The organism is Chromatiales bacterium (assembly GCA_024234935.1).
Classification (GTDB): Bacteria; Pseudomonadota; Gammaproteobacteria; order Steroidobacterales.
Genome location: JACKNI010000002.1, coordinates 287,699 through 310,161, shown reverse-complemented (window position 1 = coordinate 310,161; position 22,463 = coordinate 287,699). Strand labels below are relative to the sequence as shown.

Annotated in this window: 14 protein-coding genes; 12 read left to right on the top strand and 2 right to left on the bottom strand. The window is 61.8% G+C overall.

The features are described from left to right. The first annotated feature begins 200 nt into the window (after positions 1-200). The 9 genes from H6979_06775 to H6979_06735 all read left to right on the top strand — a co-directional run bounded on the left by H6979_06775 (position 201) and on the right by H6979_06735 (position 14,276). Positions 201-1,511, top strand: a complete 1,311-nt coding sequence (locus H6979_06775) for a Fic family protein (GenBank protein MCP5139542.1) — start codon at positions 201-203, stop codon at positions 1,509-1,511. Further along, complete coding sequence (locus tag H6979_06770; protein ID MCP5139541.1) at positions 1,508-4,705, top strand: helicase; 3,198 nt, start codon at positions 1,508-1,510, stop codon at positions 4,703-4,705. Before H6979_06775 ends, H6979_06770 begins: the two co-directional genes overlap by 4 nt. Next, entirely contained in the window at positions 4,702-5,457 is a 756-nt protein-coding gene (locus tag H6979_06765; GenBank protein ID MCP5139540.1) for a DUF4391 domain-containing protein, read from the top strand. The genes H6979_06770 and H6979_06765 overlap by 4 nt, the downstream gene beginning before the upstream one ends. A gap of 14 nt (positions 5,458-5,471) precedes the next feature. Next, a complete protein-coding gene (locus H6979_06760; GenBank protein MCP5139539.1) occupies positions 5,472-7,487 on the top strand; it encodes a site-specific DNA-methyltransferase in 2,016 nt (671 codons plus the stop codon). Between the two features lie 4 nt (positions 7,488-7,491). Further along, entirely contained in the window at positions 7,492-8,016 is a 525-nt protein-coding gene (locus H6979_06755; protein MCP5139538.1) for a gamma-glutamylcyclotransferase, read from the top strand. Continuing rightward, the gene (locus tag H6979_06750) at positions 8,013-10,985 is read left to right on the top strand and encodes a DEAD/DEAH box helicase family protein (protein MCP5139537.1); all 2,973 of its coding nucleotides are present in this window, start codon (positions 8,013-8,015) and stop codon (positions 10,983-10,985) included. Before H6979_06755 ends, H6979_06750 begins: the two co-directional genes overlap by 4 nt. A 38-nt stretch (positions 10,986-11,023) precedes the next feature. After that, positions 11,024-11,500 (top strand): hypothetical protein, encoded by a 477-nt coding sequence (locus H6979_06745; GenBank protein ID MCP5139536.1) that lies wholly within the window; start codon positions 11,024-11,026, stop codon positions 11,498-11,500. Positions 11,501-11,527: 27 nt separating this feature from the next. Beyond that, positions 11,528-12,061 (top strand): hypothetical protein, encoded by a 534-nt coding sequence (locus H6979_06740; protein ID MCP5139535.1) that lies wholly within the window; start codon positions 11,528-11,530, stop codon positions 12,059-12,061. 334 nt (positions 12,062-12,395) lie between these two features. Next, on the top strand, positions 12,396-14,276 hold the full coding sequence (locus tag H6979_06735; GenBank protein ID MCP5139534.1) for a hypothetical protein: 1,881 nt from the start codon (positions 12,396-12,398) through the stop codon (positions 14,274-14,276). Positions 14,277-14,291: 15 nt separating this feature from the next. Here the strand turns inward: H6979_06735 and H6979_06730 are convergent, their stop codons facing one another. Next, positions 14,292-15,074, bottom strand: coding sequence for a DUF2182 domain-containing protein (locus tag H6979_06730; GenBank protein ID MCP5139533.1), 783 nt, complete (start codon positions 15,072-15,074; stop codon positions 14,292-14,294). Positions 15,075-15,114: 40 nt separating this feature from the next. Continuing rightward, positions 15,115-15,762, bottom strand: coding sequence for a DUF1326 domain-containing protein (locus H6979_06725; GenBank protein MCP5139532.1), 648 nt, complete (start codon positions 15,760-15,762; stop codon positions 15,115-15,117). A gap of 248 nt (positions 15,763-16,010) precedes the next feature. Between H6979_06725 and katG the strand changes: the two genes are divergently transcribed. The 3 genes from katG (at position 16,011) to H6979_06710 (ending at position 22,462) form a co-directional block, all read left to right on the top strand. Next, entirely contained in the window at positions 16,011-18,245 is a 2,235-nt protein-coding gene (katG, locus tag H6979_06720) for a catalase/peroxidase HPI (GenBank protein ID MCP5139531.1), read from the top strand. A gap of 88 nt (positions 18,246-18,333) precedes the next feature. Beyond that, positions 18,334-19,329 carry a VOC family protein gene (locus H6979_06715; GenBank protein MCP5139530.1) on the top strand — a complete coding sequence of 332 codons (996 nt, stop codon included), beginning with the start codon at positions 18,334-18,336 and terminating at the stop codon, positions 19,327-19,329. Between the two features lie 175 nt (positions 19,330-19,504). Further along, a complete protein-coding gene (locus H6979_06710; protein ID MCP5139529.1) occupies positions 19,505-22,462 on the top strand; it encodes a molybdopterin-dependent oxidoreductase in 2,958 nt (985 codons plus the stop codon). Position 22,463: the final 1 nt, after the last annotated feature.

The window sequence follows — 22,463 nt, the reverse complement described above, 5'->3', positions numbered from 1 at the left end:
ATGTCGATGGCATCGACCCGGCGCCTTGGGCGACTCGCAGGGGATCTATCAGTTATTTATCAGATTCTCGTAAATTGATAAATAAATCAGTCCGCCATAGTATCTATCACTTCCCCGAAAACTGATAGATTCCGACTGTGAAGCCCATACCGCCAGCCCCCACCCTCGACGAGCTGCTGCACCGCGGCCTGCAACGGCGCATGGCAGCGATCATTGAGGCACGCCATAACCTGGGCGTCGCGGGTGGTCGTTACCTCCACTGGGACCAACTGAAGCACCGCGCCCCGCCAGCCGGCTTCACCGTGGAAGAGTGGTGGTTGGGCATCAAGCTCTCCCGCTTCGCCTTGCTCCGCGACCTTCCCCTGGAGGATGCAGCGGGCAAGCCGTTCCGCTTTGCGGCCGTGGATCAGGTGCAACGCATGCTCCACCAGATCGACCAGCGCGCTGCTGGCCGGATTGCGTTCCCGGATGCCCTGACCAACCCGGAGACCCGGGATCGCTACATCGTCAGTTCCCTGATCGAGGAGGCCATCACTTCGAGCCAGATGGAGGGCGCTTCGACTACCAGGAAGGTTGCCGCTGACATGCTGCGCCAGGGACGCCCGCCCTCCGATTCCAGCGAGCAGATGATTCTGAACAACTACGAGGCCATCCAGTTCGTACGTTCCATCAAGGATCGGCCACTCACTCCAGACGACGTCCTTGAGTTGCACAGAATCACCACGACCGACACGCTCGACGACCCCGCTGCAGCAGGGCGGCTTCAGCAACCAACAGACGAGAGGGTGGCGGTTGTCGATCGTGGTACCCGAACCGTGCTCTTCAATCCGCCGCCCGCGGAACAGCTGCCGGCGCGACTCGTCAAAATGTGCCGCTTCGCCAATGGCGAGATTCCGGCTGGCCAGTTCCTCCATCCCGTAGTCCGGGCCGTGATGCTGCACTTCTGGCTGGCCTACGACCACCCCTTCGAGGATGGCAATGGCCGGACGGCTCGCGCGCTTTTCTACTGGGCAATGCTTCGCGCCGGCTACTGGCTGTTTGAGTACGTCTCCATCTCGTCGATCCTGAAGAAAGCCTTTGCGCAGTACGGCAAGTCCTACCTGTATTCGGAGTCCGACGAAAACGACGCCACCTATTTCCTGATCCATCAGCTCGAAGTCATGCTCCGGGCCATCGACAACCTTGACGAGTATCTGCAACGCAAGCTCGCCCAGATCCGCGCTGTAGAAAGCCGCCTGAAGAACGTGTCCCGATTCAATCACCGCCAGCTTGCTCTTTTAGGTCACGCCCTGCGGCACCCGGGAACCGAGTACACAATCAAGTCGCACCAGCGCAGCCACAACGTGGCTTACGCTACGGCTCGCTCGGACCTTCTTGCCCTGAGCAAGGCAAAACTGGTAATCGAACGCAGGATTGGCGCCAAGACCATGACATTCATCGCTCCTGAAGATCTGGAAGTACGCCTGGCGGGGCAGAGCAACGGGCATGCCCGCAGACAGGCAAGCTCATGAAGCTCGTCCGTAACTCCGGCAACGACCGCGTCGCCGATCTGATCCAGCCGCTGTTCGGTGCTGGTCGGACTCTCGACGCGGTTACACCAGGCCTGTCAATCTTCGCCTTTGCGGAGTTGCTCGTCGGCCTGCAGCGTGCCGCCCGGTGTCGGTTCGTGCTGCCGGGCGACCCTGCGACTCTGCCGCTGCTCGGGACGACTGCCGATCGCCCTAATCGCAATCGTCTGCAATCCCGCTGGTTGGCCGCTCGCCTCAAGGACTGGTTGGGCGGCAACGCAGACATCCGGCTCGCACGGGACGGCGTGCCACAGGGTGCCTTGGTGATCCGGGACGAAGCCGGCCAGCCCTTGCAGGCGCTGCTCGGCTCCCTCTCTCTGACCACCGACGGCCTCGGACTGACGCCGGGCAATCCGCTCAATCTGGTCCAGGCCTCCGAGACGCCGGACGAGGCGTTGCGCCTCAGCCAGTGGTTCGAATCCCAGTGGGCCAGCCTTGCCGCCGATCCAGGCGCGAAGCTCGCAGTGCTCGAGGCACTGGACGCAATTGCGCAGCACCGCGATCCGTACCTCGCCTATACGCTGATACTCCACCACGTCTTCCGTGACCGCGGCGACGATCTCGACGAGGAGAAGATCGTCAAGTCAGCCACGGGTATCCGCAAGACGGTGGTTTGGAACAAGCTCTACAAGTTCCAGCGTGACGGCGTCGTCGGGGCGATCGACAAACTGAACCGCTACGGCGGCTGCATCATTGCTGACAGCGTTGGACTTGGGAAGACATTCGAGGCGCTCGCCATCATCAAGTATCATGAGCTGCGCAATGATCGTGTGCTGGTGCTCTGCCCAAAGCGCTTGCGGGACAACTGGACGCTCTACAAAGCCAACGATCGGCGCAATTTCCTGGCGCCCGACCGTTTCAATTACGACGTTCTCAACCACACGGACCTTTCACGGGACGGTGGGCTCTCCGGTGACATGGATCTCGCCTACGTCAACTGGGGCAACTACGACCTGGTGGTGATCGACGAGTCTCACAACTTCCGCAACAAGAAGACGCCCCAGGCAGGCGGAGAGACCCGCTATGATCGACTGATGCGCAAGATCATCCGCGAGGGCGTGAAAACCCGCGTGCTGATGTTGTCGGCAACGCCCGTCAACAACCGCATGGCGGACCTCCGGAACCAGATCGTCTTTGCCACCGAAGGCGACGACGCCGCGCTCCTTGAGCACGGAATCGGCAGCATCGACGCCACCACGCGCCTCGCCCAAAAGCAATTCAACCGGTGGCTGGATCTGGAGGATCCCGACCGCTCGCCGTCCCGGCTCGTCGAAATGCTGGGCTTTGACTACTTCACGTTGCTCGACCTGCTCACGATCGCTCGTTCGCGAAAGCACATCGAAAAGTACTACGGCATCGCCGAGACCGGACGCTTTCCGGACCGACTGAGGCCGATCAACATCAAGGCGGACGTGGACCGGGCCGCGGCCTTTCCGCCCATCCGGGATATCAACCTGGAGATCCGACGCCTTAACCTCGCCGCCTATGCGCCGCTCCGCTACGTGTTGCCGCACAAGCAGGAGGCGTACGACAAGAAGTACAGCACCGAGGTCAAGGGTGGCACGGGATTCTTCCGGCAGGTTGATCGCGAAGAGAGTCTGATCCACCTGCTGCGCGTGAACGTGCTGAAGCGCATGGAGAGTTCCGTGGTGTCCTTTGGCCTCACGATCGAGCGCCAGCTGCGCGACGTGGAGGCAACGCTTGCCCGAATCGAGTCCCAGGCCGAGGACCTGGAGGAGATCGACATCGAGGACGTGGATATCGAGGATCCCGCCTTCGAGAGCCTGCTGGTCGGCCGAAAGGTCAAGGTGCTGCTGGGCGACGTCGATCTGGTGCGCTGGAAGCAGGACCTCGTCGAGGACCGCAACCGCCTGGCGACCCTATTGGCAGCAGCGCGGGATGTCACTGCCGACCGCGACGCCAAACTCGCGGAGCTGAAGGAAGTGATCGCCGGCAAGTGCCGCAGCCCGATCAACCCGAACAACCACAAGGTGATCGTCTTCACAGCCTTCGCTGACACAGCCCGCTACTTGTACGAACAACTGGCCCCGTGGTCCCAGGCAGAGCTGAAGGGCGAGACGGCCCTGGTGACCGGAACCGGCCGTAACCAGGCGACGTTGCCCAAGCTGCGCCGGGATCTGGCCTCGATCCTCACGGCTTTTGCTCCACGATCCAAGGAACGGCCCGAAGAACTGGCCGGTGACGGCGACCTCGACCTGTTGATCGCTACCGACTGCATTTCCGAAGGCCAGAACCTCCAGGACTGCGACTGGCTCATCAACTACGACATCCACTGGAACCCGGTGCGCATCATCCAGCGCTTCGGCCGCATCGACCGCCTAGGCTCGCCCAATGAACGCATCCAGCTCGTCAACTTCTGGCCCAACATGGAGCTGGAGGAGTACATCAACCTGGAGCAGCGCGTCAGCGGCCGCATGGTGTTGCTGGACGTGTCAGCCACCGGCGAGGAAAACCTGATCGAGCAGCAGTCCGGCGACCCGATGAACGACCTGGAGTATCGGCGCAAACAGCTCCTGAAGCTGCAGGATGCGGTCATCGACCTGGAGGATCTGTCGACGGGCGTTTCCATCGCTGACCTCACGCTCACCGATTTTCGCATCGACCTGGCCGAGTTCCGCAAGGTGCATCCTGGGGTCCTCGAGGGACTTTCGCCAGGTACGTTTGCCGTGACCACTAGCCCGGAGGCCGAGATTCCGCCCGGCATCGTCTTCTGTCTGCGTGCCGAGGGCGAGGCAGCCGCGAGGATCGAGAGCGGCAACTATCCGCTGGCACCGCACTTCCTGGTGCACGTCAGTGACGATGGAGCAGTGCTGCTGCCCTATACGCAAGCCAAACAGATCCTCGACCGGCTCAAGCGCGCCTGTCTCGGGCGGGATCTGCCCGACGCCGGCGCCTGCGCACGCTTTGACCGTGCCACCAAGCAGGGCGAGGACATGTCTCATGCCCAGAGCCTGCTGGCCGCCGCGGTGGCCTCGGTGGCCGGCAAGAGCGAGGAACGTGCCGTGGCAAGCCTTTTCCAGCCCGGCGGCACCCACGCCCTCAAGGGAGAATTCGCCGGGAGTGACGATTTCGAAGTGGTGGCGTTCCTGGTGATCCTGCCGGTGGAGGCCGAATGACGGCGGACGATGTCATCGCCGCCCTGGACCTGCCCCCGACAGCCCGGGTGGATCGTCGCGTCCCGAAGACCTTGCTCCTCGATCACGGGGCGCCGACAGCCGCAGACAAGCGCCACATCAACGGGGGCATCGAGCAGATTCAGTGGGTGGCCGCCCTGAAGCCCACGACGATCGGCGTTGCCGCGCATCGGGACGACGTGCGCGAGTACTTGGAGATCGCGGTGCTTCGCGTCGCGCTCCGGGCCGATGCGAAGTCACCCCGGCTGATCGAGCTGCTGCACCGGGCCGTGCCGTACCCGATGCTCGCCGTCACCGAGCTGGACGACCGCGTGAACCTTTCTCTCGCGCACAAGCGCTGGTCGCAGGGCGAGGCCGGCAAGACTGTGCTCGAAGGAGAGCCGGTGGTCGTCGACTGCCCGTGCGACGAGGACCCGCACGGACCCGCGCTCCTGGGTGCCCTGGCGCTCGGCCGTCAACCGCAGGCCTCTTTGCTGACGCTGTATCAGGGTTGGGTAGACGTGCTGCTCGCGCTCGATGCCGCCCGACGGACGGGCCGGTTCGAGATCTTGGGCATCGCTGAACGCCGTGCCGCTCGTCGCGAGGCGCTGCGGGACTGCGCGCGTCTCGACGCCGAGATGGCGCGACTGCGCACAGCAGCGGCTAAGGAAAGGCAGATGGCCAGGCAGGTCGAGCTCAACCTGGAACTCAAGCGCGCCGAAGTCGCCCGCAAGGCCGCGCTCGCACAATTGTGAGGAACGAGATGACGATGAAAAAACTGACCGCCGACGATCCCGCAAGCCGCTCGCCCGATCTCGTCGCCGAGAACCTCGAGCGGCTGAAAGTGCTCTTCCCCGAACTGGTGACGGAGGGGCCGAACGGCGCCGCGGTGAACGTCGACGTGCTGAAGGCGCTGGTCGGCGACGCCACCGTTACCGATGCGGACGAGAAGTACGGTCTCAACTGGCACGGTAAGCGCCGCGCCCGGCAGCTCGCGCTGACGCCTTCGACCGGCACTCTGCGGCCCTGTCCGGAGGACAGTGTCGACTGGGACACCACACAAAACCTGATGATCGAGGGTGACAACCTGGAGGTGCTGAAGCTCCTGCAGAAGAGCTATGCGGGGAAGGTGAAGCTCATCTACATCGACCCACCGTACAACACGGGCAAGGACTTTGTGTACCCGGATAGCTTCCAGGACAGTATCAAAAACTATCTGAAGCTGACGGGGCAGGTGGAGGCCGGCGCGAAGATCAGCAGCAACACTGAGGCCAGCGGGCGGTTTCATACTGACTGGCTGAACATGATGTATCCGAGACTTAAGGCAATGCAAAGTTTATTGGAAAGAGACGGCGCAATCTTTGTCTCATGCGACGAGACCGAACAGGCGCGTCTGCGCCTCGCTATGGACGACATCTTCGGCAGTGAGAACTTCGTTGCAGATATGGTCTGGGCAGCCGGGCGCAAGAACGACTCCAGGCTCATCTCGGTCTCGCATGAGTACATCGTGTGTTATGCCCGTGACGCTGGGTATCTGACGTCTAAGAAGGTCGAGTGGCGCCAGCGCAAAAAGGGCCTCGCCGATATCTATCGCCGATATGAGCAACTCAAGACGGAATTCGGATCTGACTACGCCACGATGACCGCGGGAATGAAGGAATGGTACAAAGGTCTCGCAGACGCGCATCCGGCAAAGGCGCACAAGCACTACAACCACGTTGACGCCCGAGGAGTCTTCTTCCCAGCTGATATATCGTGGCCCGGCGGCGGAGGACCCATGTATGAGGTGCTACACCCTAAGACCAAACGACCCGTTAAGGTGCCCGCTCGAGGCTGGATTACGCCCGACCCGGCGAAGATGACCACTTGGATTGACGAAGACCGCGTTCACTTTGGCGAGGACGAGGCGAAGGTGCCCTGCCTTAAAGCCTATTTGAGGGACCAAGAGTATCAGGCGCCCTACAGTGTCTTCTACCAAGACGGACGATCCGCGACGAAACGCCTGCGGGGTCTGATGGGCGGAGACTGCTTCGACTTTCCCAAGGATGAAACCGTCTTGCAGGAAATTGTCGAAATGCTGACATCAGGCGACGACGTTGTGATGGACTGTTTCGCTGGCTCGGGAACGACGGGACATGCAACTATGGCTCAAAATGCGATCGATAGTGGCAACCGCCGCTACATCCTCGTCCAATTGCCAGAGCCTCTCGACCCTGAGAACAAGGACCAGAAGGCTGCCGCCGGCTTCTGCGACAACCTTGGCAAGCTCCGCAACATCGCCGAGTTAACCAAGGAACGCCTTCGCCGTGCCGCGAAGAAGGTCAAAGACGACAACCCAATGTTTGCAGGCGACCTTGGCTTCCGTGTCTTCAAGCTCGACTCCAGCAATATTCGCGCGTGGGTGCCGGACTGCGATGATCTCGACCAGGGGCTCCTCGATTCCGTGGACCACCTGGAGCCGGACCGCACCGAATTCGACGTTCTCTACGAGCTGCTGCTGAAGCGCGGGCTCGATCTGTGCGTGCCGATAGAGACGCGGGTCTTCGCCCGTATGGAGGTCCACGCGGTCGGCGGTGGTGTGCTGATGGCGTGTCTCGCCGAGAAAATCGAGGTCAGCCAGGTGGAGGCATTGGCTCAGGGAATCGTTGAATGGCACCAGGCGCTCATCCCGGCCGGCGACACGACCTGCGTATTCCGCGATAGCGCTTTCGCCGACGACGTGGCCAAGACCAACATGGCTGCGATACTTGAGCAGCACGGCATCGCCCATGTGCGGAGCCTTTGATCCCATGGCGTCGAGTGATTCCAATACTGTTTTAGTGTTCTGCTACGGGTCGAACATGCTTACAGCCAGGATTCAGGCGCGCTGCCGCTCTGCAAGTTGCTTGGGAATCGCGGAGCTGAGGGGCTATGAGCTTCGGTGGCACAAGCGCAGCATCGATGGGTCCGGCAAGTGTGATGTGGTCGCTGGATCCGCTCACTCCGCAGTCTTTGGAGTTGTGTATACCGTGCCGTGGTCAGAGAAGGCAGATCTTGATCGTGCGGAAGGCCTTGGTAACGGCTATGACGAGCGAACGGTCTCCGTACGGTTGCAAGGCAACCCGATAGATGTCGCGCTGTATAGCGCGACAAACACCGATGCCGCGCTGAAACCGTACACGTGGTACGTCGCGCTGGTCGTTGAGGGCGCTCGACAGCATGGCCTGCCTCCCGACTATGTAAGCCAGCTCGCAGCAACTGAGGCGGTGCAGGACGCTAATTGCGAGCGGCACGACCTCCATATGGCCATTCTTCAGGAAGGAGCTGGCCGGTGAAGCTGCATTTCGAGCCCAACCTTGACTACCAGCTGCAGGCCATCGAGGCAGTCTGCGATCTGTTCCGTGGCCAGGAGATCTGTCGTACGGAATTCACCGTCACCCATGATCCCGCAGACAAGCAGATTCGTATGGGCTTCGCCCAGAATGACCTCGGTGTCGGCAACCGGCTGACCCTGCTGGACGACGAACTGCTGGCGAATCTCAATGCCGTGCAGCTCAGGGGTGGTCTGGCACCCTCCGCGGCGCTAGCCTCCGGTGACTTCACCGTCGAGATGGAGACCGGAACCGGCAAGACCTACGTCTACCTGCGTACCGTCTTCGAGCTGAACAAGCGCTTTGGCTTCACCAAGTTCGTCATCGTGGTGCCATCCATCGCCATCAAGGAGGGGGTCTACAAATCGCTCCAGATTACGGAAGACCACTTCAAGGGGCTCTACGCTGGCGTACCGTTTGACTACTTTCTCTACGATTCCGCGAAGCTCGGCCAGGTGCGTAACTTCGCGACCAGCGCACAGATCCAGATCATGGTCGTCACGGTCGGCGCCATCAACAAGAAAGATGTGAACAATCTCTACAAGGATAGCGAAAAAACTGACGGTGAGAAGCCGATCGACCTGATCAAGTCCACCCGGCCGATTGTCATCGTGGATGAGCCGCAAAGTGTGGATGGTGGGCTGTCCGGTGCTGGCAAGACAGCCCTCGACGCAATGAACCCACTCTGCACGTTGCGCTACTCGGCGACCCATGCGGACAAGCACCACATGGTGTACCGGCTGGACGCCGTGGATGCCTACGAGCGAAAGCTGGTGAAGCAGATTGAGGTCGCCTCCGCCACGCTGCAGGATTCCTTCAACAAGCCCTACGTCCGCCTCATCTCCGTAAGCAATAGGCGCGACAGCATCACGGCGAAGGTGGAACTGGACAAGCAGACCGCCACCGGTGTTCGGCGCATGGAGGTTGTGGTCCAGGACGGTGACGACCTGGAGCAGACGACCGAACGGGCAGTTTACGCCGATTGCCGGGTCGGGGAGATCCGGGTCGCCAGGGGCGACCAGTTCATGGAACTGCGGGTTCCCGGCGGCGAGCAGTATCTCAAGCTGGGGCAGGCCTGGGGCGACGTGGACGCGCTGGCCGTCCAGCGCGAAATGATCCGGCGCACGATCAAGGAGCACCTGGACAAGGAGAAGCGGCTGCAGCCGCAGGGCATCAAAGTACTGTCGCTCTTTTTCATCGACGAGGTGGCGCGTTACCGGAAGTACGACACCGATGGCCACCCGCAGAAGGGTGACTACGCGCGGATATTCGAGGAAGAATACCGGCGCTTCGCCAATCATCCTGACTACCGGACACTTTTCCAGGAAGTGGACCTGTCGCGCGCCGCTGAGGAGGTCCACAACGGCTACTTCTCCATCGATAAGAAGGGCGGCTGGACCAACACCGCCGAGAGCAACCAGACCGGACGAGACGATGCCGAGCGCGCCTACAACCTGATCATGAAGGAGAAGGAGAAGCTGCTCTCCTTCGTGACGCCCCTCAAGTTCATCTTCTCCCATTCGGCGCTGCGCGAGGGTTGGGACAATCCCAATATCTTCCAGATCTGTACGCTGCGTGACATCCGGACCGAGCGTGAGCGGCGCCAGACCATCGGGCGAGGGCTGCGGCTGTGCGTCAATCAGGACGGCCAGCGCCTGCACGGCTTTGAAGTGAATACGCTCACCGTCGTCGCTACCGAAAGCTACGAGGAGTTTGCGGAGAATCTGCAGAAGGAAATCGAGGAGGAGACCGGCATCCGCTTCGGGATTGTCGAGCCACACCAGTTCGCTGGCGTGACCGTGACGGCGGAGGATGGCAGTTCCGCGCCCCTCGGCATCGACCAGTCGAAGGTCCTGTGGGAACACCTCAAGGCACAGGGTTACATCGACGCAAGGGGGAAGGTAGAAGACACACTGAGAGTGGCCCTGAAGGAAGATGGTTTGGTGTTGCCTGATTCTGTCGCGCCGCAGGCTGGCCAGATCACGCAGATCTTGCGCAAGCTCGCGGGTCGCCTGGAGATCAGGAACGCTGACGAGCGGCGCCAGGTCCGACCTCGCCAGGCGGTGTTGCACAGCCCCGAATTCAAGGCGCTCTGGGACCGCATCAAGCACAAGACCACCTACCGCGTGCAGTTCGACAACGAGATGCTTGTCGAGGCCTGCATCGTGGCGCTGCGCGATGCGCCGCCGATCCCCAGAACACGCCTGCAATGGCGCAAGGCCGACCTGGCGATCGGCAAGGCGGGTGTCGAGGCCACTGAGCGCGAGAGCTCGGCGCCGATATCGTTGAACGAAGCCGATATCGAGCTTCCGGACGTGCTGACTGAATTGCAGGACAGAACGCAACTCACGCGCCGTACGATTTATCGGGTGCTCACCGCGAGCGGTCGTCTGGACGACTTCAAACGCAACCCGCAGGCGTTCATTGCGCTGGCCGGGGAGGCCATCAACCGTTGCAAACGGCTTGCCGTCGTTGACGGGATCAAGTACCAGCGCCTCGGCGACCAGCACTATTACGCGCAAGAGCTGTTTGAGCGGGAGGAGCTGACCGGCTACCTCAAGAATCTGCTGGACGTGAAGAAGGCTGTCTACGAACAGGTGGTCTACGACTCCCCGACCGTTGAGAAGCCCTTCGCCGAAGACCTTGAGCGGAACGACGCGATCAAGCTGTACGCCAAGCTTCCGGGATGGTTCACCGTGCCAACACCGCTCGGTACCTACAATCCAGACTGGGCAGTTCTCGTGGAGAAGGATGGCACCGAGCGGCTGTACCTGGTCGTGGAGACCAAGAGCAGCTTGTTTGCCGATGACCTGCGCGACCAGGAGGGGGCGAAGATCACCTGTGGCAAGGCGCACTTCAGGGCGCTGGAGGTGCAGGAGGAACCGGCCCGGTATGTTGTGGCGAGGTCAGTCGACGACGTCCTGGCGATATGACCGAGCCAACGCGAACTGAGCTGGAGCCTGTCTTCGGAATGTTCGGCGTCGCCGTGCATCAGGCCCAGCAACTGGAACACGGTCTGCAGTTGCTGCTCCAGATCATTGATGAGCAGCGTCAACGAGACGGCAAGCCGCCGCGTCAGCGGCCCAATCTCGACGCACCGGATGCGCCCAGAACAGCCGGGTGCCTGCTCAAGGAACTTGATGCCGCCACTCACCTCACGGATGCAGAGCGAAAGGCCATTCAGGCCGGGATCCGCAAGAGGAATTTCCTCGTGCACTCATACTGGCACGGTGACCGCATCCTGGCGATGCTTACCGTCAAGGGAAGGCGGTGGCTCATCGACGATCTCGATAAGCTGCGTGAGGTGTGCCGGAAGGCCAGCCGGATAGTGGACTGTCTGATCAATGACTGCCTGCGGGCATACGGACTCACAATTGATCAACTGTCCGAACCCCGAATCAGGGAGTACGAGGGTGACCAGGACGTTCCGCCGGAAGTCCTGCACTAGCGCCACCTGTGGTCGGGCTATGTCCTGATGATCATCCACGCCACCCGCAAGCTTGCCGCCCGTCTCCCAGACGTCTCGCCCGACGCACTGCGGGAAGACAGCCCGCTCGGCAGCTGGCACGCAGACCGGCTAATCATCGACCGTCGTCAGTGCGTGCTCTTCTGCCACGACGAAACCCGAGCCGCCCTGTTCGTGCCAGGGCTAAGAAAGGAGCTGTTTGCGGACCTGGGTGCCCGGAGCTTTCGGCCCCTGTTCTCCGCCACGCTGGCTGCCATGGGCTGCCCACCTCACCAAGTCTCCCAGGCGGAGCTCGCCCTGGGGCCGATCCGCTTCGATACGGCAACCGACCGTTCCGTGCTGAGTTCGATGCGCATCGTCCGGCAGGACCTCGAAGGACATCTCGCGAGGGTGCCGAACTTCCTGATGCTGGACCCATTGGCGGTTGCTTTGGACCTGTGCGATCGGCCCACAAGCGTTCGGGGCAAGTGGATTCGGCCAGACCGGCTGCTGCTCGAACTGGTGGCGATGATTAGCACTCGCCACACCGGCCGTTTAACCTAATGCTGCCATCACCCGTTCTAGGTGATGACAGCCCAAGCCCAACAATGTAGCGTTCTCACGGGGGCCTGCTTTCGTCACGTCGACGAGACCAGTTGGCCACGTGGCCGGGAAAAAACCACAAGAACAATCGGGGGGATGGACTATGGCCATTAGAGCGGGGCTTCTGCATCGTTTGGTACTGCTATTCGGGTTGAGCCTGCCCGGGATCTGTCTGGCCGCGCCGGCCACATACGTGCAGGACAACTTCATCGGATCACCGAGCAGTCCTGCCCAACTCATCTACTCACCCGGCTACGGATCTTTGGTGCTGCGGACGGCCAGCAGCGTTCGTGTCATGACGACAGGCACAGGGTCAGTAACCACATTCACGCCGAACAGCCAGTTCACCGATATGAGCCTGACGCCGGACGGGCGGTACGTCGTATTGGCTGACTATGGTGTCTCCGCCGGTCGAGTCGGTCGCATCGATCTGCAGACGGGCACCTATGACAGCAAGCCCGTCACGGCCGTACCCTATCGCATCGAGGCCATCGATGCGGAGAGATTCATCCTGGCCTCGCAGGACCAATGGATTTCCTACTGGTTGTGCGGTTGGGGAAGTGGATCCGGCATCAGCGTCCTGAACTCGAACCCGAACGGGTTCTACGCATCCGTCTACTATGGCGATATCGAATACGACCCCGTCGGTGCCCGGGTAATACATGGCAACAGCGGCTCGTCATCCCACGAAGTAAGGGTGTACACGGTCGTCGGCAACAACTTTGTGGCGGCGGAAGGCACGGGCACTTACGGCACCGCAGACGCCTACGGCGGTACTTCGGTATTGGCGACGGACCGGAGCCGGTTCTACTACGGCCGGCTTCAGGTTCTGGCAAGTGATGTACGGCAGAACCAGCTGGTATTTCCGGCCAACATCATTGCGGCGACAGGCAACGAAGCGTTCGTCAGCGGCGGAACGTACTACGATGCCTTCACCGCGGCCTATGCGGGATCGCTGGGATACCCGGTGACCGTCTACGGCCTCGCTGCCAACGCCCCGGACTTCTGGGCCTACGACCCGGGCAGCGCCATGCTCAGGCACTTTGCTCCGGAAGGCGGACCAGTCCTGCCCGATGCGCATCCTGACTACATCAGTGTCGCACAGGGCTACGCCGCGACCATCGACATACTGGCAAATGATGCGGGTTTCGGGGCGTCCGCAGCGGTGGAAATCGTGACGCCACCTCTCCACGGGACAGCCACCGTCATCGGCTCACCGGGGGACAAGGCCGCCATTCGCGTGCGGTATACCGCCACTGCCGGCTACGTGGGCCCCGACAGCTTCGAATACTCAGTCTCGGATGGCAGCAACAGTGACACGGCGCGCGTGGGCATCGACGTGGTGGCGGCGAAGGCTTTCAATGACAGCTATGTCGTGCTCAACGGAAGCTCGCAATCACTCCACGTGGCAAGAAACGACGTGGGATTCGGCGCGCAGTTGACCCTGTCCATCGTCGCCTCTCCCCAGATCGGCTCCGCCTACACTTCCACGTCCAGCGGTACCAGGGACAGCGTATCGATCTCTTATTCCCCCGCATACAACCGGCCTGCACCGTACACGGACACGTTCAGCTATCGAATTACCGATGGGGCTCGAGCTGACAGCGCCATCGTCTCGGTCCGGGTCGTCGACTATGCGGCGCTCGATGACGAGGTGGTTACCGGCATGGACCTCCCGGTGAGCATTGACGTCGCCGCAAATGACCTGGGGTTCGGCTACGGGAAGATGATCGGCATATACACCCACCCGCTGCACGGGACGGTTGCCATCGTCAATGGAATGGCCAATTACTCGCCAGGTCCCGGCTATCAGGGCCCGGACAGCTTCGAGTATTTCATTGAGGACGGAGCGCGCATTGCCGTCGCCAGGGTCACCGTGTCGATCATCCTGGACAGTGATGGAGACAAGGTTTCGGACACGGTGGACAACTGCCTCGGACAGGCCAATGCCGACCAGCGAGACTCGGATGGCGATGGTTTTGGCAACTGGTGCGATGCGGATCTGAACAATGACAATCGGGTCAACTTTGCCGACCTCGCCATATTCCGCACGAAGTTCGGGACCAGCGACCCGGACGCGGATTTCGATGGCAATGGCAGCGTCGGATTTTCGGATCTCGCCAGGCTCAGAGCCCTGTTTGGTGGCACACCGGGACCGTCGGCAGTCGCACCCTGATGAATGGCATCCGGTTCATGCAGACACCAGCCATTCGAGCCACGGCATGAACGCCTGGTGTGGCATCAGCGGCCAGGCCCGCCACCCGATCCACGCGGCGCCGATCAGCGCACTGATGCCGATCGCGATGCGGACCGGTCCGGGCCGTGGCACGAGCTTTTCGATGGTGACCGCAATCGTTATGCCGGCCACCCAGGCGAGATTCATGACGCCGCCGACGAACAGCAGCAGCATCAGCGCTCCGCAGCAGGCGACACACCAGCTCCCATGGGCGAGACCCGCACGCAGATCCCGCAGCGGGCCGCGTCGGCGGCGCACGATGAAGGCCAGCGGCGAGTGGCAGCGATCGAGGCAGGCTGTTTTTGCGGCAGACCACTGGTAGATCGCGACCGCCAGCAACAGCAGCGCCGCCACCCGGCCGTCGCTGATCACGCCCATGGCATCGATGACGCCGCTGCGAATCAGTGCTGACTGGGCGAGGGTTGCCGCTGCGGAGAAGGCTGCCCAGACAATGAAGTAGCCGAGCAGGAAGGCGAGGGTGCGCCGGTGCCAGCCCGGCTGGCCACGGTGCATGACGCGGTCATGGAGCAGCACGACGGGTGCCACCGATGGCGTCATCATCGCCACCATCATGATGAACCACATCAGGAACGAGGCGAGCAGATAGCCTCGCGCCCAGACGCCGCCGGCTCCGGGCATCGCCATCGGTGCGGCACGGAGATACCACCAGCCGAGCAGGGTGAGCAGGGCCAGTGCAGCAATGACGATCGCGCGCTGCCGGCGCAGGCCTGCGATCAACAATCCACCCGGGCCAGCCGCCTGCGAAGCTGCTGGCTGCTCAGGCAGCGCGCACCACTCCCTGACCGGTTATGTCGAGATGCGTCAGGTGCGCATGCCGGCCCTTCCATGCCAGTTCGATGGGCGAGTCGCTGCGCGTCATGACCGTGCTGCTCGCGAGCTCTGCTTCGGAGAACTCGAAGCCCTCGGGCAGCACGAGCCTCGCACGCTGCGGTGCGCCGGTGACAGGGTTGCGGATCGGCTCGGCCCGCGCCTCGACCAGCCCCTCCACGATGAACTGCGCGGTGCGTTGCTCGAGATCTATCGCGAAACGGATCGGCACGAAGCGGGGCTCGTGTACCTTGCTGAGCGTGGAGAAGAACACCTGAAAGAAGGTCGCGCCCGGTTCGGTTTCCTGGCCTGACATGATCTTGAGCAGGGCCTCGCGCTGTGCAGGCGTGGCCCGCACATCGATCAGTGGCAATGCTTCGCCGTTACCTTCATGAATGGCCCCCGGCCAGGCAAACAAGCCGCCGAAACACAGGCCGTCGAGCCGGGTGTCGCCAAAATGGCCGCGACTGATCTCGAAGCCGGCTGCCGCCCGGCAGGTGCCATCGGTAGGTGGTGCCATCACCTGGCAGGGGCAGCCCCAGGCGCAATTGCAGCTTGAGTAGTCGTAGCCCTGTATCCGCCAGTCAACCATCGCCATGGCAATACTCCCGGGAATAGTTGCAACTCCGTGTCGAGACTGCCCCGATGACAGGCGCTTGTCCAGCGCGAATCCTGACTGCACTGAAGCATGGCGACGCCGGTCAGGTCGTGGCAGCAGCCTTGCTTTGGCCGGCCCGGCAGCGCACTCTGGCCATGCGTTTCTCGTGGCCCGACTGCGGCCTTGAATCTGCACGGTGTTCCCAGCCGAACATTCACCACGCTCCCTGTGTTTGTTGCCCGGAGGATCTGATTCCAATGTCTATTCAACCGATACGTTTTCTTGCCGCTTTGTCGGTCGTGATGGCACCGGTCGTTTTCTCGGGCCCGGCGCTCGCGCAGGATCAGCCGAAGTCCAACCAGTTCTGGTGGCCTGAACAGCTGAATCTCGCGCCTCTTCGCCAGCACGCTGCCGAGTCCGACCCCTTGGGCAAGGACTTCAACTACGGCGATGCCTTCGCAAGTCTCGATATCGATGCCGTGAAGAAAGATATCGAAGCGGTGATGACCACATCCCAGGACTGGTGGCCCGCAGACTATGGCAACTATGGGCCGTTTTTCATTCGCATGGCATGGCACAGCGCGGGCACTTACCGTGTGGCTGATGGTCGCGGCGGTGCGGGTGGTGGCCAACAGCGCTTCGAGCCGCTGAACAGTTGGCCGGACAACGCAAACCTCGACAAGGCGCGACGGTTGCTCTGGCCGATCAAGCAGAAGTATGGCCGGAGCATTTCCTGGGCCGACCTCATGGCCCTCACGGGCACTGTCGCCATGGAATCCATGGGCTTCAAGACTTTCGGTTTTGCCGGCGGGCGCGAGGATGACTGGGAGCCCGACCTCGTCTACTGGGGACCGGAGAACGAGTTCCTCGCCGACAAACGCTACAGCGGCGACCGGCAGCTGGAGAATCCTCTTGCCGCGGTCCAGATGGGCCTGATCTACGTGAATCCGGAGGGCCCGAACGGCAACCCTGATCCGCTTGCCGCCGCGAGGGATATCCGCGAGACCTTCGGGCGGATGGCGATGAATGATGAAGAAACCGTTGCGCTTATCGCCGGCGGTCACACCTTCGGCAAGGCTCACGGTGCCGCTCCTCCTGCCGATTGCGTCGGCGTCGAGCCGGCGGCAGCAAGCATCGAGCAGCAAGGCCTGGGCTGGAAGAACAAGTGCGGTAGCGGCAATGCCGGCGACACGATCACCAGCGGGCTGGAAGGCGCGTGGACATCCACCCCGACAGCCTGGACGATGCAATACCTGAGCAACCTGTTCACGTTTGACTGGGTGCAGACGAAGAGCCCTGCAGGCGGGACCCAGTGGATTCCCGCTGATGGAGCGGCAGCCAATCTGGTGCCCGATGCTTTCGATCCGGCCAAACGCCATGCGCCGATCATGTTCACGACGGACCTGGCGCTGAAATTCGATCCGGCCTACCGGAAAATTTCGCAGCGCTTTCTGAAAAATCCGCCGGAGTTCGAACTCGCTTTTGCGAAGGCATGGTTCAAGTTGACACACCGTGATCTGGGCCCGCGTGCGCGCTACGCCGGCAATCTCGTGCCGAGCGAGGAACTGCTTTGGCAAGATCCGCTTCCCGCGGTCGACCATGAGCTGGTTGGTGCCGAGGACATTGCGCGGCTGAAGACGGAGATCCTCGCGTCGGGGCTGACCATACCGGAGCTCGTGAGAACTGCATGGGCATCGGCGGCAAGCTTCCGCGGCACCGACATGCGCGGTGGGGCCAACGGTGCGCGCATTCGTCTCGCGCCGCAGAAGGACTGGGCTGTCAATGATCCGGCCGAGTTGTCGAAGGTGCTGAAGCGCCTTGAGGGCATCCAGAAAAGCTTCAACCGTGCGCAATCAGGCGGCAAAGAGGTATCGCTCGCCGACCTGGTCGTTCTGGGTGGTGCCGCGGCCATCGAGCAGGCCGCGAAAAACGCCGGGCACAACGTGCAGGTTCCGTTCATGCCGGGGCGCACGGATGCATCACAGGCCCAGACCGATGTGAAATCCTTCGCGGTTCTCGAGCCGACCGCCGACGGGTTCCGCAACTACTTCGCCGCGGCTAACCGTCGATCGCCACCGGAAATGCTCGTCGACCGGGCCAGCATGCTGACGCTGAGCGTTCCGGAAATGACCGTTCTCGTCGGTGGCATGCGGGTCCTGAATGCAAACGCCGGGCAGTCCTCGGCGGGTGTGTTGACCGGTCGGCCCGGAACGTTGAGCAACGATTTCTTCGTGAACCTGCTCGACATGTCGACGCAATGGTCGAAGTCATCCGCAACCGAGGGTGTTTACGAGGGCCGTGATCGCCGCACGGGGGACCTCAAGTGGACGGCGACCCCGGTGGACCTTGTTTTCGGGTCCAACTCGGAGCTCCGCGCAATCGCAGAGGTCTACGCAGCTGACGACGCACGCGAGAAATTCGTGCGGGACTTTGTCGGTGCGTGGTCCAAGGTGATGACCCTGGATCGTTTTGACAGGCGTTGATCCCCGCGCGTGAGCGGGACCAGCGCTGCCCAATCTATGTAGAATCCCCCCGAACGATCAGTCGATGGTCCGTGGAGGAATCTCTGGCATGAGCAGCAATGAAAATGTCGCCGGCGCGCCGGTCAGTGTGGTGGTGATCGGTGTCGGCAACCTCGATACCTCGCTGAAGTTTTATGCCGGCACCCTCGGCCTGAACATTGCGCAGACCTGGACCTGGCAGGGGCCCGACTTCGAGCGTTACTGGAAACTGCCGGCGGGAAGCAGGGCGCGCTGCGCGTTTCTCGAACACGGCGCTGATCCCGTCGGGCGCATCCAGCTCATGGAGTTCGATGCGCCCAACCGGAAACTGGTGCGGCCGGCGAATATTCGCCGCGCCACGGGCCTTTTCAACCTGAACATCTACGCCAGTGACATCAGGAAGGATTACGAACGGCTGAAAGCGCAGGGATTCACGTTCTGGAGCGAGCCGGCGCACAACAATTTTGGTCCGGTGGTCGGCGAAACGCTGGAAGCTTCATTCGACGGGCCGGACGGCGTGGTGATCAACCTGATCCAGCTGGTCACCGAGGACCCGAAAACGGTGATCGGGCGCATCGTCAGCTTCGTTGCAAAATATGGCCGCACGCCGACCGGTTTTACCTCGGTGGTCACCACGGCGGCCACCGTGTCCGACATGGAGAAGGCGCTCGCCTTCTATTACGGCCCGCTGCACATGTCGCTCTTCATCGAGTCTGTGCTGCAGGGTGCGGAAACGAATCGCGCCCTGAGCCTGCCCGAGCACGCGCAGACCCGGAGCGTGATCATCCAGGGCGACCACGAGTACGGCAAGATCGCGCTGGCCACGCCGATGAACTACGAGATTCCGAGCCTGGTACCCGACGCCGTACCACCCAATATCGGTTACCTGGCCCAGTCTTTCGAAGTTGCCGACCTGAACGAGACCGCTCGTGGCTGCGCTGCCGTGGGTGCGGAAGTGTACTCGGGCCCGATGGAAATCGATCAGCCGGGCCGCGGCAGGTGCAGGACGATGATCGTCCGCAATCCGGGCAGCGGTTTTCTGCAGGAATTGTTCCAGGTCCTGTAATTCTGCCGGCTCGGCGCGGGTTGGCTAACCGCATCGAATTGACAATTGCTAAGTAGCCCCGGACCCGGGACGCCGTAGAATCATGTCCAGCGGCTGGAACTCCAGTGTTCGGCTGCGCGTTCGATTCATGAAGGCTGCGACGTAGCGACTTTCGCGCCTGCTTCAGGAGAGTGACATGAAATTATCGGTCATATTGTGGGGTATCCCGCAGTCCATGCGCGCATGTGCCGCCGTATACCCGAAATTTGCGGAACGTCTGAAAGAGCGTGATTGCATCGCGCAGTTCCAGTTGAAAGACCAGCCCAAGGGTCGCTGGATACAGATCAGGAACGGCAAGATCTCCAGTCGTGCCGGCATCCACAAGAATCCGGATTTCAGACTGTTCTTCAAGAACGAAAAGATTGCCGCGAATTTCCTCACGCCGCCTTTCGACCAGCTCGAGCGCATCGATGCGGCCAAGAACTTCAAGCTGACCATGCAGGGTCCGGATGCCCTGGTGGACTGGTTCATGGCGCTGGTGGCGAGCATGGAGTCCTACACCTGGACAGCCGGCACCGACATGGGCAACGGCGTCACGCGCTACACCAATGGCACCAACGGTGGACCGATCTTCGTCTATGTGAAGGACGGCAAGATACTCCGCACCACGCCGATGGATCTCGACGACAGCGATGCGGGTTCTTACTCGATCAAGGCGCGCGGCAAGACCTTTGTGCCACCGCGCAAGACGACGCTCGCGGCACACGGCCAGTGCCAGAAGTCGATGGTTTACTCGAAAAACCGCATTCTCAAGCCGATGAAGCGGGTGGACTTCGACCCGAACGGCGAACGCAACATCCAGAACCGCGGCAAGTCGAAGTTCGTGGAGATCAGCTGGAAGGAAGCGCTCGATATCGTTTCCGGCGAGATCAAGCGTTGCAAGGCGGTTGGTCCGGGCGCCATCTGTGTGGCCAACGGTTCGCATCACCAATGGGGCAACCTCGGCCACTACCTGAGTGCCTTCAACCGTTTCTGGAACCTGATCGGTACCACCAAGCTGGTGCACAACCCCGACAGCTGGGAAGGCTGGTTCTGGGGCGCGATGCATCACTGGGGCAACAGCATGCGTCTCGGTGCGGCCGAGCCCTATGGCACGGTCGAGGACTGCCTGAAGGAAGCCGACATGATGGTGTTCTGGTCCAGCGACCCGGACGCTGCCTACGGCTTCGAGGGAACGCAGCGCCGTCGCTGGGCCAAGGAGCTTGGCATCAAGATGGTGCACATCGACCCGTACATGAACCACACGGCTGCGCATCTCGGTGGCAAGTGGTTCTCGCCGAAGCCGGGCACTGATGCCGCATTTGCCCAGGCGCTCTGTCACGTCTGGATCACCGAGGGCACCTACGACAAGGAGTTCGTGGAGAAGCGCACCACGGGCTTTGCAGAATGGAAAGCGCATGTGCTCGGTGAGGACGACGGCATCCCCAAGACACCCGAGTGGCAGGAAACCGAAACCGGCATTCCGGCGCGCGAGGTGCGGGCCCTGGCCCGCGAGTGGGGCAGAAAGAAAACCTATCTCGGTGTGGGTGGCTGGGGTTGCGGCGTTGGCGGTGCCTGCCGTGGACCGACGGGCACGCAGTGGGCGCGGATGATGACCATCCTCGGTGCCATGCAGGGCATGGGCCGTCCGGGTTCCAACTTCGGCAACCTGCAGTTCGGTGCGCCGGTCGACATGAACTTCTATTTCCCCGGCTATGCCGAGGGCAGCATGTCGGGCGACCTGGCCTACAGCGCCAACTCGACCAACAACTACCAGCGCATGCCGCACATCATCACCATGAGCACGGTGAAGCAGGCGATTCCGCGCATGTGGCTGCCCGAGGCGATCACCAGGGGCAAGGCGATGGGTTACCTGACCGCGGTTGATTCCGTGCAGGGACAGTTCTTTCCCTTCGGTTATCCCTCGCCCGGGCACGTACCGGTGCAGATGCTCTACAAGTACGGCAGCGCGTCCTTCGGCACGATGGTTGACGCGAACCGCTGGGTCAACATGTACCAGCACGACAACCTCAAGTTCGTGGTGAACCAGTCGGTCTGGTGGGAAGGCGAGACGCCGTATTCGGATGTCATCCTGCCGGCCTGCACGGTGTTCGAGCGCTGGGATATCGGCGAGTGGTACAACGTCGGCCCCGCGTACGTGCACCACATGTATTCGATGAACAACCATCGCGTGATCTCGATGCAGCACAAGTGCATCGAGCCGCTGGGTGAGTCGAAGTCCGACTACGATATCTTCCTGGCCATTGCCGAGCGGCTGGACCTGGGTGCGGTCTACTCCGAGGGCGGCAACTCCGAGTTCGAGTGGTGCAAACGCGCATTCGATTCATCGGACATGGCGAAGAACATCTCCTGGCGCCAGTTCCTCAAGAAAGGTTACTACGTGGTGCCTCCCGAGCCTGAAGGCTCGCGAGCGCCTACGGCCATGAAATGGTTTTATGAGGGTCGCAAGAAGGACGTGCCGGAGCCCTATCCGCTGCCGTCGGATTTCGTGAGCAACTACGGTGAGGGGCTGCAGACCCCGTCGGGCAAGTACGAGTTTGTACCCACGACGCTGAAACGCTTCGATGATCCCGAGCGCCCGCCGATGAACAGGTACATGCGGACCTTCGAGAACCCGGAAAACAACCCGGAACTCGCGAAGTATCCGCTGCAGCTGTTGTCGCCGCATTCGCGTTATCCCTTCCACGTCATGGGTGATGATGAAGGCTGCTTCCTCCGCGACATCCGCGAACATCGCGTCAAGGTCGGCGAGCACTATTACTTCGTGGCGCGCATCAGCCCGGAGGATGCGAAGGCGCGCGGCATCAAGGACGATGACCTGATCCGCTTGTGGAATGATCGCGGCTCGGTCGTTTGCGCGGCGCAGGTTACCGGCCGGTTGCGGCCGGGCGTCATCAGTGCGTCGACGGCATCGGCCGAATACCGGCCGATGGGTGAACCTGGCAAGTCCACCGACCTGGGTGGCTGCGTCAATCTGCTGAACTCGAGTAAATCCATCACCCCGAAAAGCCATGGTATCCGGCCGAACACGACCCTGATCCAGGTCGAGAAATGGACCGGTGTGGATACCTGGAAACCGGCGGAGGTCGCCTGAG

What these genes read in the sequence shown, in the direction of transcription:
- H6979_06765 (MCP5139540.1), top strand. Translation starts at nt 4,702, where the DNA reads ATGACGGCGGACGATGTCATCGCCGCCCTGGACCTGCCCCCGACAGCC.
- H6979_06745 (MCP5139536.1), top strand. Translation starts at nt 11,024, where the DNA reads ATGTTCGGCGTCGCCGTGCATCAGGCCCAGCAACTGGAACACGGTCTG.
- H6979_06740 (MCP5139535.1), top strand. Translation starts at nt 11,528, where the DNA reads ATGATCATCCACGCCACCCGCAAGCTTGCCGCCCGTCTCCCAGACGTC.
- H6979_06770 (MCP5139541.1), top strand. Translation starts at nt 1,508, where the DNA reads ATGAAGCTCGTCCGTAACTCCGGCAACGACCGCGTCGCCGATCTGATC.
- H6979_06760 (MCP5139539.1), top strand. Translation starts at nt 5,472, where the DNA reads ATGAAAAAACTGACCGCCGACGATCCCGCAAGCCGCTCGCCCGATCTC.
- H6979_06725 (MCP5139532.1), bottom strand. Translation starts at nt 15,762, where the DNA reads ATGGCGATGGTTGACTGGCGGATACAGGGCTACGACTACTCAAGCTGC.
- H6979_06735 (MCP5139534.1), top strand. Translation starts at nt 12,396, where the DNA reads ATGACGACAGGCACAGGGTCAGTAACCACATTCACGCCGAACAGCCAG.
- H6979_06715 (MCP5139530.1), top strand. Translation starts at nt 18,334, where the DNA reads ATGAGCAGCAATGAAAATGTCGCCGGCGCGCCGGTCAGTGTGGTGGTG.
- H6979_06775 (MCP5139542.1), top strand. Translation starts at nt 201, where the DNA reads ATGGCAGCGATCATTGAGGCACGCCATAACCTGGGCGTCGCGGGTGGT.
- H6979_06710 (MCP5139529.1), top strand. Translation starts at nt 19,505, where the DNA reads ATGAAATTATCGGTCATATTGTGGGGTATCCCGCAGTCCATGCGCGCA.
- H6979_06755 (MCP5139538.1), top strand. Translation starts at nt 7,492, where the DNA reads ATGGCGTCGAGTGATTCCAATACTGTTTTAGTGTTCTGCTACGGGTCG.